The sequence below is a fragment of the Burkholderiaceae bacterium DAT-1 genome (assembly GCA_019084025.1).
In the GTDB taxonomy this organism is placed as follows: Bacteria; Pseudomonadota; Gammaproteobacteria; order Burkholderiales; family Chitinimonadaceae; genus DAT-1.
On record JAHRBI010000007.1, the window covers coordinates 301,986 to 320,791 of the forward strand.

Sequence of the window (18,806 nt, forward strand, 5' to 3'; positions counted from 1 at the left end):
TGTGTCCTCACGATTTTGTTTTTGCATGGCGGATAGAATACAAACCAATATATTGGCCGCCGATCGCAATTAACAGCCACAGTTATCGCGGCAGATTCAAACTGTATCTGCCTGAGCTCGTTCGCTATTCCGGGAGTCGCTGTCTGAGCTCTTCGATAACAGGTTGAAGCTTGATGTCGAGGTCGGCAATCAGTGCTTCAATATCTCCATGCTCCACTCCCTGAATCGCCAGCCCAAGGGTATGCTCGAGTTGTTCTGCAGATGGCTGAATATGCAGAACACCCATGCTTGCCGCCAGACCCTTGACGGTATGAATCCGTCGCTGAGCATCTTCAAATGAGCCCAGAGAAACAAATGCGCGCAATTCCTCGCATAGATTGGCTTCTCCATTCAGGAAGCGCTTTAACAGGCGGATATACAGTGTCCGTTTTCCACCCATATAGCGCATGCCAACCGAGGTATCGATATGGGTAAAGTGATCAAGCACCACATCTTCAGAGATGGTTTGTTGGGGTTGCACAGTTGAAGGTGCGGTAATCATCTTATTTGGCTTTTCCTGCTCAATCCAGCGATCCAGCAGAACAAATAACTCATCCGGCTGAATAGGTTTTGTCAAATAGTCCTGCATACCACCGGCTAGACAGCGATCGCGTACCTCGCCAATTGCATGTGCAGTTAATGCAACAATCGGGACATGAGCAAGCGAAGCAAGTTTCCGGATTTCGACAGTAGCGCCATATCCATCCAGATTCGGCATCTGCAGATCCATTAAAATGAGCGCATACCGGTCTGCAGGCTGTTGACTTGCCATTCGCACCGCTTCCAATCCATCCTGCGCAACGTCAACAGCGATCCCTCTTGAAGCCAGCAATTCGCAAGCAATTTGCTGATTGATTTCATTATCTTCTGCAAGCAGAACGCGTGCATTTGCGAATTTCCGGGCAGGCGGGCGTATTGAAGCCACCTGCGCAGCGTGCGTTTGCGTATCCGTATGCTGCCCAAGCAACGCCTGGAATAGGGCATGTTCGCTGACCGGCTTGTACAGAATGGCATCAACTTCCTGATGTCGAGCCTGTTCCGCGATTTCCTCGCGACCGTAAGCTGTCACCAGAATAAAGGTATGCTTACGGCCATCCGTTTGAATCTCGCGAATTTTTCGCTCAACTTCGAATCCATCCATTTCCGGCATTTGCCAATCGCACAAGACGGCATCGAATGGCTGGGTGCTGTGAATGACAGCCTGAATTGCCTCTGGTCCGGATGAAACCGATGTGACAGAAGCCCCGCTTGCCTTCAGCATGCTTTCCAGTACGAATCGGGCGCTGGGATTGTCATCCACGACAAGTACCCGCTTGTTGCGCATCTGTCCGGATGTTTGCCAGTCCGGAGGCGTAGCAGGCATCAGATCAAATGGCAGACTCAGCACAAAATCAGAGCCCTTGCCCGCCTCACTGGTCACGCTAATCGCGCCACCCATTAGGTCTGCGAGCTTACGGCAGATGGATAGTCCAAGCCCGGTTCCGCCATATTTCCGGGTGGTTGAGCCATCTGCCTGCGTAAATGGCTGAAAGAGCTGAGCCTGCTGAGCCGGCGTCATACCAATGCCGTTATCCCGTACTTCAAACGCTAGCGTGACACGCTGGCTATCAAGCTGCGTCTGACGAATGCGCAAGGCAATCTCGCCACCCTTATGGGTAAACTTGACCGCATTATTAATCAGATTGATCAGAATTTGGCTGAGCCGCAGCGGATCTCCCCTAAGCTGGCGAGGGGTGTCACTAGGCAGATCAATCAAAAATTCGATTTCTTTCTCGAACGCTTTCTGGCCGGTAATCGTTGAGACATTGGAAAGCACTTCGTCGAGCGAGAAACTGGTGGTTTCGATGTCGAGTTTGCCTGCTTCAATCTTTGAAAAATCGAGAATGTCATTGATCAGGGCGAGGAGTGACTGACCGGCCTGATGAATTTTGCTCACATAATCATGCTGCTTGAGATTCAATCGGGTTTGCAGGGCAAGATGTGCAAGCCCGATGACTGCATTCATGGGTGTTCGAATTTCGTGGCTCATATTGGCCAGGAAATAGGATTTGGCGCGGGTCGCCTCTTCGGCACGATCACGGGCAATCATCAGCTTGATTTCATTCTCGCGCCGCTCGGTGACATCCTGAATTACCCATACCTGTCCAGCTTCCGGATGCTCTGGATGAATATCACGTGCCTGCACAAAGCACCAGAATTCGCTCCCGTCGGCTTTTTTGCACGGCACATCTTCCGTCAGCAGTCCTTCAGCGCTGGCTTTTGCGCCTTGAGCGATGGTCTGTGCGCGTTCATAAGTTGCCTCATCAGGGAACAATACCTTGGGCAATTGCCCGACAATGGCATCAAATGGATAACCAAACATGCGCACCAGACTGTGGTTGCATCGCATGATCCGGCCGCCATAGATGAAAGCCACACCGACACTGACGTTATCAAGGATGGCGCGTTGTTCGTCGTTGGCAATACGGAGTTCGGCGGTTCGTTCCAGTACGCGATTTTCGAGTTCAGCATTTCTGCGTTTGAGCGCATTGACCCGGGCAAGGTAGGCGAGCAGGGCGGATGACAGCAATGTCAGTGTGACAAGCGTGCGGAACCACCAGGTTTGCCAGTAAGGCGGGGTGACGATAATGTCGAGCGACACACCGGTCTCGTTCCAGATGCCGTCAATATTTGCCGCCTTGACTCTGAAAGTATAGGTGCCTGGATCGACATGTGAATAGTTGGCAACACGTTCACCCGCTGGCACCTCGATCCAGTTATGATCCAGCCCCTCAAGTTTATACAGCACCTTGTTGTGAAGGGAGTCAGAAAACTGCATCGCAGCAAACTCTATGCTGAATGCTGAATCGGTATGGTTTAAAGTAACTTTAGGTGCAAACTCGATAGACGAACTTAAGCCAATCCGCTTCGCGATATCAGCTTGTCTGACAGACTGATTGAAAATCTTGAAATCAATAATGGCAACGGCAGGCGCAACCGGATCATCGAGAATCTTGTCTGGGTTGAAGTAGGTCAGCCCACCGTTATCCGCAAATGTGATGGTACCGTCCGGCATACGGATTGCGTTGCCCCACGCATAGCCATTTGCTAGCAGACCATCGGCCTCACCATACAGCCGCCATTTGCCGCTTTCGGGTTCCAGACGTATGAGTCCAAGGCCGTTTCCTGTCCAGATATTGCCCGCGTTATCCTCAATCAGGGCGTTGATATTTGAACCGGGCATGTCTAGATCGGATAAGTAAACTCGAGATTCAAATACCTCGGGAGATCGCTCTGATATTCTGACCAGTCCATTGGTTGTGCTGATCCAGATAGCACCATCCCGTGTGCGGGAAATCCGGTTAATCTGCTGACTGGGCAGCTTGATCTGAGCAAAAGGGTCGGACCCATCTTGCCCCGCTCGGTAGAATACCTGCTTGTTGCGATCAAAAATATTCAGGCCATCCCAAGTTCCCACCCACACCCGTCCCGCATTATCAAACTGGACGCTATTGCTTAAATTATTGGAGAGGCTAGCGACATTTTGTGGGTCGTGCGTGTAAAGCTTGTTCTTGCCAGTTTGCGGGTCGAATACATTCAGGCCAAAGTTGCTCGGCGCCCACAGTTTCCCCTGAGGATCAATCTGTAAAGATTGAAGCTCGTTCGATTTCGGCATCCGCTCGCTGAGTGGCACTGCAGTTGCAGTTCCATTTGTTGCATCAAATTTCGCAAGCCCGTTAAGGCCGGTAATCCACATTTGATTTGAACGATCGAATGCCAGTCCAAGCAGTCGCGTTGAGGATTGATTCGCAACTTGCTTGTCAGCATGCTGGTAGGACACAAGCTTTCCGGACGACCAATCCAATTTGACCAGACCAAGTTGACTGGTCAGCCAGACAGCCTTGTTATCCGGTGTAGCTCCGATGTTATAAAACATCCGGGATAACAATTTGCTTTGCGACGATACACCTGTAAATCGATGAAAGTGCTCCCAGCGTGGAGGCAGGTAATGTAATCCACCTGGTTCTGTTGAAATCCAGATTACGCCAGACGCATCTTGAAATAACGCACTGACCTTTCCTTCGCTGATACTGTCAAATTGAACGTCGGAATGGACGATTTGCTGATTGGCGGCGCTGCCTGCCAAATCTTTAACGATCACACCCTGTGTCGCGGTACCGATCCACAGCCGATTATCTCGGTCAACCATCAGCGGGGAAATGGTTTCTAGCGGAATGCCTTCGGACGTACCATGGTGCGCCCACACCTGTTGAGGCGAGTGAAGTGACAAGGAATACAGCCCCGCATCCGTGCCCGCCCACAGCTTGCCTTCCTGATCAATGACCAGGCTGCGAATATTGTTTTCAGTAATGGCCTTCGGATTGTTCCCCTGTTTAAGGTGAACAATCTTCCCGTCCACCTTGATCAGGTCGACCCCCCTAGTCGTTGCAACAACAGCACCGCCATCCTTGAGGGGCGCGACCACGGATACGAAGTCAGACAGCAGTGAGCTTGGATCACTCGCACGATGCTGCCAGCGGATAACGCGCTTGCTTCGCGGGTCAATCTTGGCCAGTCCGGATGATGAGGCAATCCAGAGCGCGTTATCACTCGAAACCCTAATTTGCGTAACGGTAAATTGATTTTTATCGAGCTCGAATCTGGTAGATTGACGTGTCTGGGGATGGTAGGTGAACAATCCATTGTTAGTACCAATCCACAGCAAGCCATCGCGATCCTGTGCGACAGAGTTAACCCATAAAGGCTCACTTTTTTGCCCGATTGGGATACTTAAAAACTGCTTCCCATCAAATCTGGACAGGCCTTTATCACCGCATAGATAAATGAAGTGCCGATTGTCCTGAAAAATACAGGACAAGATATCACTCTGAAAGCCGTTGGCTTTGCTGACCTTTGCGAAATGCCACTCTGTAGGAGGGCTGGCCCAGAGTGAAACTGCCAGCATCAACGTTGCAGTCGCGCGCATCACGAGGGACATCAAACGTCCGGAAAAGGCTGTCAAGATTACGCCCATTGGGAAAGTAAAGATGGAGTACGTGTTTGAGTCCGCATGAAGAATAGCGATCAAGCCGAGTAGTGGTGTGAATGAACTGGGTCAGCATCGTGTGCAATCACGCCTTGGCGTGCTGAGCCTACGCGAGTCGGCAAACGAGTGCTAGGAACCAGTGTGTGTAACACTATAACATGCCGCTTGCATGGGAAACCTGTATCGAATTCGCTACTTTGGTAGACTGTGTACATGAGTCCTGATAGCGTTCGCTTCTCGGTTTATCTACGTATTCAATCACAAGACGGTATGACATTATGGCCAAAAAAACATTGCAACAAGAAATTACAGCGCTGCGTGCGCAGTTTGAAAACAACAGTCGCCTTCGACTCGAATTTCTCGGGCAGCTGTCGAGCTTGCTGAGAACCCATCAAATTGATATTTCCAATGAACTGTTGCGTAGTCTCGTGCTGGCCATTGGGGACGAAAAGGGAAGCATTTCCGGCTCGCCAACGCCGACACCCACGCCTGTGAATGTGCCGCCCATCGCAGCAAAAAGCACCAGCCGCAAGTCTCCGACACCCACCCCAACTCCGGTAAATGTACCACCGGTAATGGCACGTGCTGCATTTGGTGGCCCAACCCCCACGCCGACGCCTGTGAATGTACCACCTGTTATGTTGAAGGCTGGCGGACCAACACCGACTCCCACACCGACGCCGGTGAATGTGCCGCCCGTTGCACTGAAGGCCAAGGCAAAATCCAAGGCTGCCAAGGAAGATGATGGCGAAAAGGCGAAGAGTAAGAAGCCTGCAGCCAAGCCAAGCACAAAGAAGAAATAAACGGATCAGGTATGCAACTGTCGCTCATGTTGACGTGGGCCTGCGACATTCGTTGTGCCCATTGCAGCCAGGCGCATCTGAAAACACATCTTGATCTTGAGCTTTCTACCCGGTTGATTCGGGATATGGTAGAGCAGGGTGTCGTTGACAGGATAGGGTTCACCGGGGGTGAACCCTTTTTGCGCTATAGGCAAATGCTTTCGCTCGCAGAGGTATGTGCCGAATTGGATATGCCGTTTGGCGTGGTCACAAATGCCCGCTGGGCGCTCAAACGCGAACAGGCGGTTTCGCGTATCGAGACGCTTGCACGGCTGGGACTCACAACCGTGGTTATTAGTTACGACCCATATCACGCCGAACATGTACCGGATCAAGCCATTCAGAATTTGGTAGATGTCGCGCAGTCAAATGGCTTGGTACTCACCTTCTTTTATTCACGGGGAGATAACAAGCCTGTCCCGGAGCTGCAAGCTGAAGTGGCCTCGCGATTCGGCATTTTACCGGAGCAGGTCATCTATCGTGATGTTGTACCCGTTGGATTTGGTAGCCAGATTAGTCGTTCCCCTATGGCGCAATCATATTGGGAGATCGACAAAGCGTGTCCGGTACTGGATGAATATGTGGTCTGGCCGGATGGCAAAGTCGTGCCTTGCTGTACATCCGGTACGCATGAGCATTTGGAAATTGCCAATATCCATGAGCATACCGCCATGGAAATCATCGCACTCCGCCGCAAACACGGCGTGATGCGCCGACTCGCCACTCAAGGCCTGGACGACATTGTGGCGCACTTACCGGAAGCGCATCAGCAACGTATTGCCTCGCAAACCTATGTTTCCACTTGCCATCTGTGCCATGAAATCATGGGCAATGACGAGGCATTCAGGGTGATTTCCGAGCTGCCATACGTGCGCATGGACTTGGTAGACCAGTTATTGCTAACGGATTCAGTTTCCGGGCAATTAAAACAAACCCAGCAGCCAGCCAGATCCTGGAAGGGACCACCACTTATATTGGTGAGTGAAATATGATCAATGTAGACATAGAGATTATCAGCGTATCGGACCTAGGAAACCATCCTGCTGGCATATTTGGCGTAGAGGTACTGAGTCCTGCAGAATGTGACGAGATCATTCGCCGATTTAGCCAGAAAGATTGCTGGGAGGACGCGCGTGTAGCAACCTCAGACTATCCGGTTTCTGGCGAGATCCGCGACGACTATCGTAAAGCAATGAATGCAGGTATTGATTGCGATAGTAAACTTGGGCGCAAAATTAATCAGCGCCTGCGGCAAACCATGTTCCCCGTACTGAGTGAAGCATGGCATACACCAATTGAAGCTGTTCACGAAATCAGCGTGGTGTACTACAACCGCGGCGGCCACTTTGAGTGTCACACCGATAACGATGATGATTTTCAGTATCGACGTCACACTATCGTGATTTATCTGAATGATGTGAAGCAGGGGGGGGAGACAGCGTTCCCTGATCTTGATTTACAGGTTCAACCCAGAAAGGGATGGGCTGTCGCTTTTCCATCTGGGTACCTGCATCGCGCGCTACCGGTGACGAGGGGGGAGAAATATGTGCTCACCTGCTGGTCATGGGGTGAGCCGCCCATTCAATGGATTTGATGGTCGTTTGCGAAGTAAAAAGGAGGGCGATTTAAACATCGCCCTCCTTTGCGTTGCAAATGCAGATTGCTGCTGGCAATCAGGTTGGTCTACCCCTTGGCAGCACGTACGGCAGCAGCGGCATCCACGATCCCTGCACCACATCCCGGGCAATTATCCGGAGCAGGGCGAGCTGTTTGAATAAGCAGATGTCTGACTTGGGCTGGCGTTAGCGCGGGATTGATGGAAAGCATTAATGCTGCGACCCCTGCGACATGGGGGGTTGCCTGTGAGGTACCCGCCATCCCGCCATACGTTGTATCGTCTGTAGAAACGGTACGCCCCATCGGCAGCGTAGAGATAATCACATCCGTGCTCGTCAGGAAACCACCGCCAGGCGCTGCGACTGAGGCGGTTGCACCATAGTTGGAGTAGGAGGCACGACCTCCTTTGATCGAGGTTGCGGCAACAGCGATGACCCCAGGACAATTAGCAGGCGTAAAGGCATGTGCATTCATATTATCATTGCCTGCCGCAACGACTACAACCGTCCCCCTGTTGAGTGCTTGCTGAATGACGGCGGCTTCTGTGCGGCTGCATGATCCGGGGCCGCCCAGTGATAAATTGACGACGTTCGCCGGTGAGGTGTTGTCGTAAGGCACATTCGGCACACTCATCCCGCTCGCCCAGGCAATTGCATCCGTAATATCTGAATTGGTCCCACCGCATTGTCCAAGCACGCGCAGCGGCAGCACCTTCGCTTCAAATGCCGTACCGATCATGCCTTTACCGTTTGCGGCAGCTGCAATGGTGCCCGCTACATGTGTGCCATGCCATGAACTGCTGGAAGGATAGCATTGGCTTCCATCTGACCAGTCACCCAGATCGATGCCATCTGGACGGCGAGCATTGCTGCCGGGTTCGCCCACCCTCGCACTCGTCGGGCTAGATACAAAATTATATCCGTAGTGACCAGGCACACCATCCGGTGCGGGCACCAAATTGGGAAGTAAATCGGGATGCGGGCGGTAACCCGTATCCAGAACAGCCACCACTGTATTTTTTCCCGTGGAAAGATCCCATGCTGCGCCAAGATTCAAGCCGCCTGGCTGGGCGCTTCGCTCCATCAGATCCCATTGCGTGCCATTCGAATAGAGCGGATCAGTAGGAGTAAAGGCAATTTTGCGGATGTAGTCTGGCTCGGCATATTCGATGGTCGCATTGCCAGCTTGTAGACGCAATGCAAGTTTGCGCATGTCCTTGAGGGGGAGGGCTTTACTGGCGCGGTATACCCAGGCACCTGTGGCAATCTGCCTGAGCGTGCTCATCTTGACGCCATATGATTGTGCAACTTTTTGCACTTCGCTTAGCCGCTGCGCCTTGATTGCGTCGCTGATGCCAAATGTCGCGCCACTTCGCTGGGCGTAGCGCATGGATTTTGCAGACGTATCATCTGTACGATATTTGATAATAAGCTGTGAAAGTGGTTCCTGAGTGTGCGGTGGTGCCTTTTCAAGTACAGATGCATGTGAGCTGATAGCAAAGGCAGATGCAGTGAGTGTAGCAAGCACGGGAAAGCGGCGAGAAATGGTCATAATCGTTCTCTGAGGGCAGTTGACGGGTTACTGGTCGTAGGGAATCTTGGTCAGCGAAGCCGGAGCCGTGCCACCGCCTACCCATGGGTCACCCCATGTCACAAAGGAGCCGTCTTTCTTAACCGCTAAAAATGCACCAAATGCCGTTGAGTAGATCGCCCGGACATGGTTCAGTTTGCTCGCAACGGGTGAACTATCGCCGCCTTTGCTCGCCATCCCCCATGTCACTACCGTTCCATCCTTTCGTAATGCAGCGAATGCATAATGATTGGCCGTGATGGACACAACATCGTACAAATTGGGCGCAACCGCACTGCTATCACCACCCAGCTCCGGATCTCCCCAGGTAATCACGTATCCATCTCTACGCAAGGCAGCAAATGCATATTCGGTCGCCTTAATCGTCTGAACATTCGCCAGGATTTTCTGCATTTTGGCAAGGCTGTTACCCATGCGCGGATTGTCGCCCCAGGCCAGTACCGTGCCATCTGTTTTGAGGGCGGCAAAAGCTGTTTGTGTGGCAGCGATATCCTTCACGCCAGTCAGGTAGGGAGCAAGTGCCGAGGTATCTGCGGCCTCGTTTTCGCCAGCCTGACCAAATGCCATTGCGGTACCATCCGCCTTGAGCGCAACGCCAACGACGCCATTGGTAACAACCTTTTTGACTTGGCTGACAAACTGGAAATCGCCCGGATAGGTGTAGCCAAAGCCCCATGTAGAGACAATATTGCCATCAGCCTGGACTGCCACAAGGTCGAAGTTTGTTGCTGCAACTTGGGTGACTTGCGACGGACGCGAAGCCCATGCATCCTCTCCGCCGCCATTATAAGTAGACCCGAATGGCACCACATCACCGGTTTCCGTGATACCTGCGTAGGCACCATCATTGCCGACTACATCTTTTGCATTTTTCAGTGCGGCAATTTTAGTGGCAGACAGTCCGAACCACGCATCATTTACCGGTGTTTCATAGCCTTCATCGGTCATGTCCCGGGTATAGCCCCAAGCAGCAAAGGAGCCATCCTGTTTCAATGCGAAATAGGCTGTTTTGCCCGGGATAATCGTTTTGATGTTTGTGAGCGGACTGGTAGCGGTGTCGACATCCGACGGGTCGGTGAATGCGATATATCCACTTCCCCACGCCCGAACCGAGCCATCCTTTAGCAAAGCCGCAAATCCACGCTCACTGGGATATATCGACTTGATTTGGCTGATGCCTGCTGCAACCGAGGTTTGTCCACCCCAGACAGGATTCCCCCAGGACAAGACGTTCCCGTTTTGCAGGACAGCAAAAGCTGCTTGTGATGCATAGACTGATTGCGGTGCAATCGTTTGGCTGGCATGGGCTCCGCCGCAGCTGACCGAGACGGTGATGGGTGTGAGCGGCTGGACATCGGTTAAGGCTAGCGCCGTGCCTACTGTCGATCCATTATCCAGTGACCATGTCACACTAGGCTCGGTGTGGCAGTGTTCGGTTTCAATCACTGCGGTGAGGATATCGCCACGTGCCCCGTACACCTCGACTGATACTTTAGGGGGCGGCGGCGCATCACCCTGACAGCCAGCCAGTAAGCCTGTACATCCAATAGAAACCAGCGCAAGTATCAGCTTTTTAATGCTGCCACGGCTGGTGTTTAAATCGACCTGATCCAATGCTTTTCTCCTGGCGAGGGAGGATGTTTGATCATGTGAGATCGGCTGCGTGTCACCCTCGATATGATTATTGTGATTACGCTGCCAGAACACGCCTCATCAGCAGCGTGGAGGATTATGCGCGCTCATATTCTGTGCTTGAATCAGGAGAGGATTAGTGGTTGTTTATATGCAAATAATCCAGTGCGAGTGATGCTTTTATGCAATTTCAATCATGCTGGGTTGAAATGTGTTGACCACACCTATGTGAAAGATGGCTGATCCGGGTGATTGCCAATAAAAAACGCCACCTTGTGAAGGTGGCGTTTGGGGCGAGTCTGGATGCGCAATAATTAGACGTTGACGTCCTTGGCAACTGCGGCAAACTCTTCGATCTGATCAAAGTTCAGATACTTGTAGATGTTCGCAGCATCCTTGTTCACCACGCCCACGGCTTCATGGTATTCAGCCACGGTCGGGATGCGACCCAGCTTGGAACACACGGCTGCCAGTTCGGCCGAGGCCAGGAACACGTTGGTGTTCTTGCCCAGACGGTTCGGGAAGTTACGTGTGGATGTGGACACCACGGTCGCGCCTTCACGCACCTGTGCCTGATTACCCATACACAGCGAGCAGCCCGGCATTTCGGTGCGCGCACCGGCGGTACCGAAGGTGGCGTAGTGGCCTTCCTTGATCAGTTCGTTCTGGTCCATCTTGGTCGGCGGAGCCACCCACAGCTTAACCGGGATATCGCGTGCGCCGCCGAGTACCTTGGCAGCAGCACGGAAGTGACCGATGTTGGTCATGCACGAACCGATAAAGGCTTCGTCGATGGCGGTGCCAGCGACTTCGGACATGAACTTGGCATCATCCGGATCGTTCGGACAGCAAACGATCGGTTCCTTGATGTCTGCCAGATCAATTTCAATGACCGCTGCGTATTCGGCATCGGCATCGGCTTCGAGCAGGCTCGGATTGGCCAGCCAGGCTTCCACGGACTTGATGCGGCGTTCCAGCGTACGAGCGTCGGCGTAACCATCGGCGATCATGTTCTTCATCAGCACGATGTTCGACTTCAGGTACTCAGCTACCGGTTCCTTGTTCAGCTTGATGGTACAGCCAGCTGCTGAACGCTCGGCGGAGGCGTCGGACAGTTCGAAGGCTTGTTCCACCTTCAGGTCCGGCAGACCTTCGATTTCCAGAATACGGCCGGAGAAGATGTTCTTCTTACCCTTCTTCTCGACGGTCAGCAGGCCTGCCTTGATGGCGTACAGCGGAATGGCGTGCACCAGATCGCGCAGGGTCACGCCTGGTTGCATCTGGCCCTTGAAGCGCACCAGCACCGATTCAGGCATATCCAGCGGCATCACGCCGGTGGCGGCACCGAAGGCCACCAGACCGGAACCGGCCGGGAAGGAGATACCGATCGGGAAGCGGGTATGCGAGTCACCACCGGTACCCACGGTATCCGGCAGCAACAGACGGTTCAGCCAGGAGTGGATCACGCCATCGCCCGGGCGCAGTGCCACGCCGCCACGATTGCTGATAAATGCTGGCAGTTCCTTGTGCATCTTCACGTCCACAGCCTTCGGGTAGGCGGCAGTGTGGCAGAACGATTGCATGACCAGATCGGCGGAGAAGCCCAGACAAGCCAGATCCTTCAGCTCGTCGCGGGTCATCGGGCCGGTGGTGTCTTGCGAGCCCACGGTGGTCATCTTCGGTTCGCAGTAGGTGCCCGGACGCACGCCCTGACCTTCGGCCAGGCCACATGCGCGACCGACCATCTTCTGTGCCAGGGTGAAGCCCTTGCCGGAATCAACCGGTGCCTTAGGCAAGCGGAACAGCTCGCTGGCTGGCAGACCCAGTGCTTCACGTGCCTTGGCAGTCAGGCCACGGCCGATGATCAGGTTGATACGACCACCTGCGCGGACTTCGTCCAGCAGCACGTCGCTCTTCAGCGCGAATTCGGCAACGGTTGCGCCGTTCTTTTCGATCTTGCCATCGTAAGGGTAGACGTCGATCACGTCGCCCATTTCGAGGCCATTCACATCCACTTCGATCGGCAACGAGCCAGAATCTTCCTGTGTATTGAAGAAGATCGGGGCGATCTTGCCGCCCAGTGTCACGCCACCGAAACGCTTGTTCGGCACGTAAGGAATGTCTTCACCGGTTGCCCAGATCACGCTATTGGTAGCGGACTTGCGGGATGAACCGGTACCCACCACGTCGCCCACGTAGGCAACCAGATGGCCCTTCTTCTTCAGGTCTTCGATGAACTGCATCGGACCACGCTTGCCATCTTCTTCAGGCTTGAACGCAGCATCCGGACGGGTGTTCTTCAGCATCGCCAGATAGTGCATCGGGATGTCCGGACGGCTCCATGCATCCGGTGCCGGCGACAGATCGTCGGTATTGGTTTCGCCCGGTACCTTGAATACGGTCACGGTGATTTTCTTGGCGACTTCCGGGCGGCTGGTGAACCACTCGGCATCGGCCCAGCTTTGCAGCACGGCCTTGGCGTTGGCATTACCCTTATCGGCCAGTTCCTTCACGTCATGGAAGAAATCGAATACCAGCAGAGTCTTCTTCAGGCCTTCTGCTGCAACGGTGCCAACTTCGGCATCACCCAGCAGGTCGATCAGCGGCTTGACGTTATAGCCACCCACCATGGTGCCCAGCAGCTTGGTGGCGTGCGCGCGGTCGATCAGCGGGGACTTTACTTCGCCTTCGGCCACTGCGGCCAGGAAGGATGCCTTCACCTTGGCGGCATCATCCACGCCCGGCGGTACACGGAAGGTAATCAGGTCGACCAGCGTCTGTTCTTCGCCTGCAGGCGGGTTCTTCAACAGTTCGACGAGCTCGGCAACTTGCTGGGCGGAGAGGGCCAGGGGCGGAATTCCAAGAGCAGCGCGTTCGGCGGCATGCTGGCGGTAAGCTTCTAGCATGGCTTCGACCTTTCTATCTAAGGCGTTAGACGGGGAGGGAGGGGTAGCGACGCCCGACCGACCAACAATACAGATGCGGCAGGTAAGCCTTCTGCATGTGTGCCGACAAACATAATCGGGAAGCTTGATTCGACCGATTTTATTCGTGCGCCGCAAAACTTTCTTATTCTACCGCTGATGCGGCAGTCGCGAAAGGCAGCTGCAGCGCCTTTGTACAAGGAATTTCCGGATATGGTGCAGTGCATCTTCATCATGTTTCTGAGTGGCTTCCGGGCATACCTTGTTTGATCAGACAAATTAGTGCATTCGATCAATCGCTTATACATTCTATGCTGCCTTGCAGCTAATTGCAGATACGTCTGGCAGCCCAGGGAAAAACGCAAGCCCGTGCTGTCCCCTGCACGTGTTGTATTTGCCCATCCAGATGAGTGACGTTTATCCGGATTCGTTGCATGAACATGACATTTTCCGTTCAGCGTCTATCCTTCAGATGGTGGATGTGTGTCTGCGCAGGCGGACTTACAGTGGTACATCTGTAACATAAACAAGATACCGTTCAGCCGTGCCGCGGGCATGATCGTGCAGGCGGCGAGGACCTAGGGGATTAAACCATGATCACGGATACGGTTCTGGGCGAATTCGCCGAGCCGATGTCACTGCTTTTGGCGACGCATGACAAGATGCGGCGCATGTGTGCAGTGATATATGGGCTGATGGACCATCTGTCGATGGTCGGCATTGATGAAAGTGCGATGGCTGCTGCTCGTGAAGCGCTGGATTTTATTGATCATTGCGCGGTAATGCACCATGACGATGAAGAACTGGGGCTCTTTCAGGCACTGCGTGAACTGGATGCTGGCTTGCTGAGTAGAAGCATTGACCGGCTTGAATCCGAACATAGGGCAATTGAATCGATCGCCCGGCCTGTTTGTAAATGGCTGGAGCAGGTTGCTGCCGGACTGGCTGCTGCGCCGATGCGTCACGCAGTAGAAGCGCTGGTGACCAGACTGCCTGCGCACATGGATGAAGAAGAACGTCTGCTATATGGCCATGCCTGCCTGATCGAACCAGCTCGCATGGCTCAGCTGGCGGCCGATATGCACAAGCGTCGCAGCGAGCAGCGGGTGCTTCTGCTCGATGCCGCCTGATGAAAGGAATAAGCCTTTCTTACTGATTCTGATCGGGGCGCGCCGGGACAGCATCGTCGATGGCGCGTAGCAGTCCGCGCAAAATGTCGACCTCCACTTTTTCCAGTTGAATGCGGCCTAGCATGCGCCGCATACGGGGCATCAGGCGCTTGGGGTTGTCCGGATTCAGAAATCCAATCCGGATCATGGATTGTTCCAGATGGGTGTACATGCGTTCCACATCGTCATGCGTGGCAAGTTCGTGGAATTCATTAAGGCGTGACAGGTCGGTATCAAGCGCCATGCGTAATTCATAGGCGATCACCTGCACAGCCTGGGAGAGATTAAGCGATGAGTACTCTGGATTCGCAGGAATGGACACTATCCGGTTGCAGCGCCGGGCTTCATCATTACTCAAGCCGGACATCTCTGTCCCGAATAGCAATGCAACTTCTTCGCCTTGGCTGCAGCGCTCGATCAGAAATGGTGCCAGCTCGCGCGGGTTCTGTACGGGCACGGTCAGCTCGCGACGTCTGGCCGAGAGCGCGACGACCTGTGTGCAGCCTTGCAGCGCCTCATCCAGGTCGCCGCAAACAATGGCATGGTCGAGCAGATCTGTCGCACCCGATGCCAGTGTGACGGCTTCCGGATCGGGAAAGCTGCGCGGATTAACCAGATACAGGCGTGATAACCCCATGGTTTTCATGGCGCGTGCCACCGAGCCGATGTTGCGCGGTAGGGATGGATGGGAGAGCACCACGCGAATGCGATCAAGGGAAGAGTCTGCTGGTTTATTCATTTGATAACTTCAGGTAAAATACGACGATTCGGCGATTTCCTGCCGCGAAACCCTGTTTCCGGCAAGCGCCACTGATCTTTGCTTCCTGCTGCATCGTGTATACGGCCTCGGCATCTTTGCCGGGCTTTGCCTATGCTTGGCAGGTAGCCCGCAACTGTCACGAGGACCGTCATGCATCCGATGCTCAATACTGCCGTCAAGGCAGCCCGCCGCGCCGCTTCCGTTATCCAGCGCGCATCCAACAATCTCGATCTGATCCGTCCTGAGCGTAAGGACCACAATGATTTCGTGAGTGACGTGGATCGTGCGGCGGAAGCAGCCATCATTGAAACGATTCTCGATGCCTATCCGAAGCACGCCATTCTAGCAGAGGAGGGCGGTGCCAGTGGTGACTCCGAATACGTGTGGATTATCGATCCGCTCGATGGCACCACCAATTTCCTGCATGGCTTCCCGCAGTATTGCGTCTCTATCGCACTGGAGCATAAAGGTGTGGTGTCGCAGGCGGTGGTATATGACCCGACCCGTAACGACCTCTTCACTGCCAGCCGTGGCGCAGGTGCATTCCTGAACGATCGCCGTATCCGCGTGTCGCGCACGCGTGATCTGTCCGAAGGCCTGATCGGTACCGGTCTGCCGTTCAAGGATTTCAGCCGCATTGAAGAATACATGGACATGCTGAAGGCTGTGATGCAGAAGTCCTCCGGCATCCGTCGTCCGGGCGCTGCTGCACTGGATCTGGCCTATATTGCCTGTGGCCGTCTGGATGGCTTCTTCGAGCAAGGTCTGCAGCCGTGGGACATCGCAGCGGGTAGCCTGCTGGTACTGGAAGCCGGTGGCCTGATTACCGATTTCGCGGGTGAATCCGGCTTTATGGAAAGTGGCGATGTGGTTGCAGGTACCCCGAAGGTGTTTGGCCAGTTACTGCAGACATTGCAAGGTGCCAAGGGTTAATCCGGGCATCTTCCGGAAGACATGAAAGCCGCGCTCTTGCGCGGTTTTTTGTTGCCTGCTGTTATTGATTTACAGTGCAGCAGGTGCAACTTATGCCACACAACAAAACATTGCAACGAGGGGCCTCATGGGAAAGTGGCTGGACGACATCAAAATGTTGCTGGGTCTGGCTGCGTCGCCACCACTAAAAGTTCTGGACTTCGGGCAAATCGAACGATTGCACCTGACTCGTGCCTCGGATTGCGAGCAGATCATCGACGACCAAACCTGGCACGATCTCGACATGGCAGATCGATTTGCCGACATGGATGATGCCGTTTCGCCACTCGGCCAGCAGATGCAGTACCACACGCTTCGGTCCGCACCTCAGGCTCGTCAGGCCGGATGGCTCCCCATCATTCGGTCGATGCAGGCAGACCGCTCTGCGCATCAGATCATCCGGACCTTGCTTAAGCCGCTGGCGAGTGATGCGGCCTTTGCTATGCCCGCATTCCTTCGTGATTTTAGAGGTCAGTCTGTCCCCTCAACATCAAGGATCGCCATCCATGCAATCCTTCCCCTGCTTTGTCTGGCCGGACTGACCTTGTCATCGTGGTTTGCGCCGTTGTTGCTGATCAGTCTGGTGGCGAACTTCATGCTATCCAAGGTGTATGAGCGGCGTATCCGGATCGATTTCCGGCGGCTTGGATATCTCAATACCATGGCAACTGTTGCGAGCAGGCTCAATCGAAGTGCTGCACTCAAGCGCCTGCCTGCACTTTTCGATGCATGCGCCTTGAATCAGGCCATGCCGTCACCGGATATCCGCGTCAGTGTACTGACCTATGATCTGGGCGCATCAGATACGCAATTCAATCCGGTTGGCATGCTGATCACTTATGCCAATCACTTTTTTCTGCTGAATATCCTGCAATACACCAGTTTCGCACGACGAGTCGACCGGGAAAGATCCCAATATATTTCATTGATGGATGCACTGGCACGGGTGGACATGCTGCAGGGGCTGGTTGCCTATGTCGATCGATTCGATAGCTTATGTGCACCAGAGATGAATGATGTCGATGAAGTGCTGACGCTAGAGGAGGCTTACCATCCTGCACTCGCTAATCCGGTACCAAACGACATCAGATTGAAAAGGTGTGTGGCAGTGCTGACCGGCGCCAATATGGCAGGGAAGTCCACCCTCATGCGAGTCATTGCACTAAATGCCCTGCTCGCACAAAGTCTGGGATTCTGTCATGCGCGCCGGGCACGGCTGCCGCTATTGGTGGTGCGTACTTCTCTGTCACTTAGAGATTCAATTCAGGATGGCGCCAGCTATTTCCATAACGAAGCCCGGCGGATGCGGGAGATGCTTGCTCGCATAGAATCAGGTGAGCGCGCGCTGTATCTGATTGATGAGCCATTCAAAGGCACAAATCGCCCCGAACGACTGGCCGCACTCATTGCACTGGGGAAGTGGTTGCACGGTAAGGGCATTGTCATCCTGGCCACTCATGATACAGAGCTGTGCGGACACCTGCCGGATGCAATGCCGCTGCAACTTACTTCATCAATTCATGCCGATGGCGAATTGCGCTACGACTATCTGCTTAAGCCTGGAGTGAGTGACGATCGCTATGCGCTGCATGTGATGTCCTGTTTGGGCTTCCCGGCAGAGATTATTCAACAGGCGAAGTCGCACCTAGATGTGGATACAGCTATAGCGACATGAAAGCGCGGTTATAGCGTGTATCGCATCGGGATACAGTCAAGGTCATACCCTGCAGGCGAATGATAGGTGGAAATTTCATGCCCAATAAAGCCGCATGATTGGTAAAAGGGTACGGCATTTAAGGTTGCTTCTAGTGTCAGATGGGTCTTGCCAGATGCTCGGGCGAACTGAAAGATATGTTCCATCAGTTGCCTCCCGATACCTTGGCCAGATCGCGCTGGATCAACAAACATCGCATCAATGTGAGATGTTTCTAGGTTCAGTGCAATGCACCCCCAAATGGTCTCGCCATCTGACATAACATGAAAATGTTGCTCGGAGTGGTCAGCTAAAGCTTCTGGTTCGGCTGTGCCGGTCCATGCCATCAAGATATCTGCAGGATAATACCCTGCTGCCCCCTGACGTAAAGCGATTCGTCGCAGCTCCCATAAACGAGAAGCGTCAGATGACCGGCCTCTTCTGATTTGCATGTTTCCTCCCTTAGATGCGTATACGTCCAAAAATGGCATTCAACGTAACGTTGGCCTGTAAGTCAACAATCGACAGCACGCATAAAGCAC

At 53.7% G+C, this 18,806-nt stretch carries 12 protein-coding genes; 6 read left to right on the top strand and 6 right to left on the bottom strand.

Features of this window, described 5'->3' with window-relative positions:
- Window positions 1–124: 124 nt before the first annotated feature.
- Window positions 125–5,017, bottom strand: a complete 4,893-nt coding sequence (locus tag KSF73_16330) for a response regulator (GenBank protein ID MBV1777289.1) — start codon at window positions 5,015–5,017, stop codon at window positions 125–127.
- A 326-nt stretch (window positions 5,018–5,343) separates the two neighbouring features.
- On the opposite strand from KSF73_16330, the gene KSF73_16335 reads away from it, so the two are divergent.
- From KSF73_16335 to KSF73_16345, 3 genes are read left to right on the top strand one after another with little or no spacing between them, the layout of a single operon-like run.
- Window positions 5,344–5,868 carry a hypothetical protein gene (locus tag KSF73_16335; GenBank protein ID MBV1777290.1) on the top strand — a complete coding sequence of 175 codons (525 nt, stop codon included), beginning with the start codon at window positions 5,344–5,346 and terminating at the stop codon, window positions 5,866–5,868.
- Window positions 5,869–5,879: 11 nt separating this feature from the next.
- Complete coding sequence (locus KSF73_16340; GenBank protein ID MBV1777291.1) at window positions 5,880–6,899, top strand: radical SAM protein; 1,020 nt, start codon at window positions 5,880–5,882, stop codon at window positions 6,897–6,899.
- Window positions 6,896–7,501 carry a 2OG-Fe(II) oxygenase gene (locus tag KSF73_16345; protein MBV1777292.1) on the top strand — a complete coding sequence of 202 codons (606 nt, stop codon included), beginning with the start codon at window positions 6,896–6,898 and terminating at the stop codon, window positions 7,499–7,501. The genes KSF73_16340 and KSF73_16345 overlap by 4 nt, the downstream gene beginning before the upstream one ends.
- A gap of 89 nt (window positions 7,502–7,590) precedes the next feature.
- Here the strand turns inward: KSF73_16345 and KSF73_16350 are convergent, their stop codons facing one another.
- The 3 genes from KSF73_16350 to acnB all read right to left on the bottom strand — a co-directional run bounded on the left by KSF73_16350 (window position 7,591) and on the right by acnB (window position 13,652).
- Window positions 7,591–9,075: a S8 family peptidase gene (locus KSF73_16350; protein MBV1777293.1), complete on the bottom strand. Its 1,485-nt coding sequence runs from the start codon at window positions 9,073–9,075 to the stop codon at window positions 7,591–7,593.
- 27 nt (window positions 9,076–9,102) lie between these two features.
- A complete protein-coding gene (locus KSF73_16355) occupies window positions 9,103–10,728 on the bottom strand; it encodes a hypothetical protein (GenBank protein MBV1777294.1) in 1,626 nt (541 codons plus the stop codon).
- Window positions 10,729–11,060: 332 nt separating this feature from the next.
- Window positions 11,061–13,652, bottom strand: a complete 2,592-nt coding sequence (gene acnB, locus KSF73_16360; GenBank protein ID MBV1777295.1) for a bifunctional aconitate hydratase 2/2-methylisocitrate dehydratase — start codon at window positions 13,650–13,652, stop codon at window positions 11,061–11,063.
- A gap of 611 nt (window positions 13,653–14,263) precedes the next feature.
- On the opposite strand from acnB, the gene KSF73_16365 reads away from it, so the two are divergent.
- Window positions 14,264–14,800, top strand: coding sequence for a hemerythrin domain-containing protein (locus KSF73_16365; GenBank protein MBV1777296.1), 537 nt, complete (start codon window positions 14,264–14,266; stop codon window positions 14,798–14,800).
- A gap of 19 nt (window positions 14,801–14,819) precedes the next feature.
- Here KSF73_16365 and KSF73_16370 read toward each other — a convergent pair whose 3' ends face one another.
- Complete coding sequence (locus tag KSF73_16370) at window positions 14,820–15,578, bottom strand: RNA methyltransferase (GenBank protein MBV1777297.1); 759 nt, start codon at window positions 15,576–15,578, stop codon at window positions 14,820–14,822.
- Between the two features lie 171 nt (window positions 15,579–15,749).
- On the opposite strand from KSF73_16370, the gene KSF73_16375 reads away from it, so the two are divergent.
- Complete coding sequence (locus tag KSF73_16375; protein ID MBV1777298.1) at window positions 15,750–16,532, top strand: inositol monophosphatase; 783 nt, start codon at window positions 15,750–15,752, stop codon at window positions 16,530–16,532.
- Between the two features lie 127 nt (window positions 16,533–16,659).
- Window positions 16,660–18,246: a hypothetical protein gene (locus KSF73_16380; GenBank protein MBV1777299.1), complete on the top strand. Its 1,587-nt coding sequence runs from the start codon at window positions 16,660–16,662 to the stop codon at window positions 18,244–18,246.
- An 8-nt stretch (window positions 18,247–18,254) separates the two neighbouring features.
- Here KSF73_16380 and KSF73_16385 read toward each other — a convergent pair whose 3' ends face one another.
- Window positions 18,255–18,716 (bottom strand): GNAT family N-acetyltransferase, encoded by a 462-nt coding sequence (locus KSF73_16385; protein ID MBV1777300.1) that lies wholly within the window; start codon window positions 18,714–18,716, stop codon window positions 18,255–18,257.
- Window positions 18,717–18,806 lie beyond the last annotated feature (90 nt).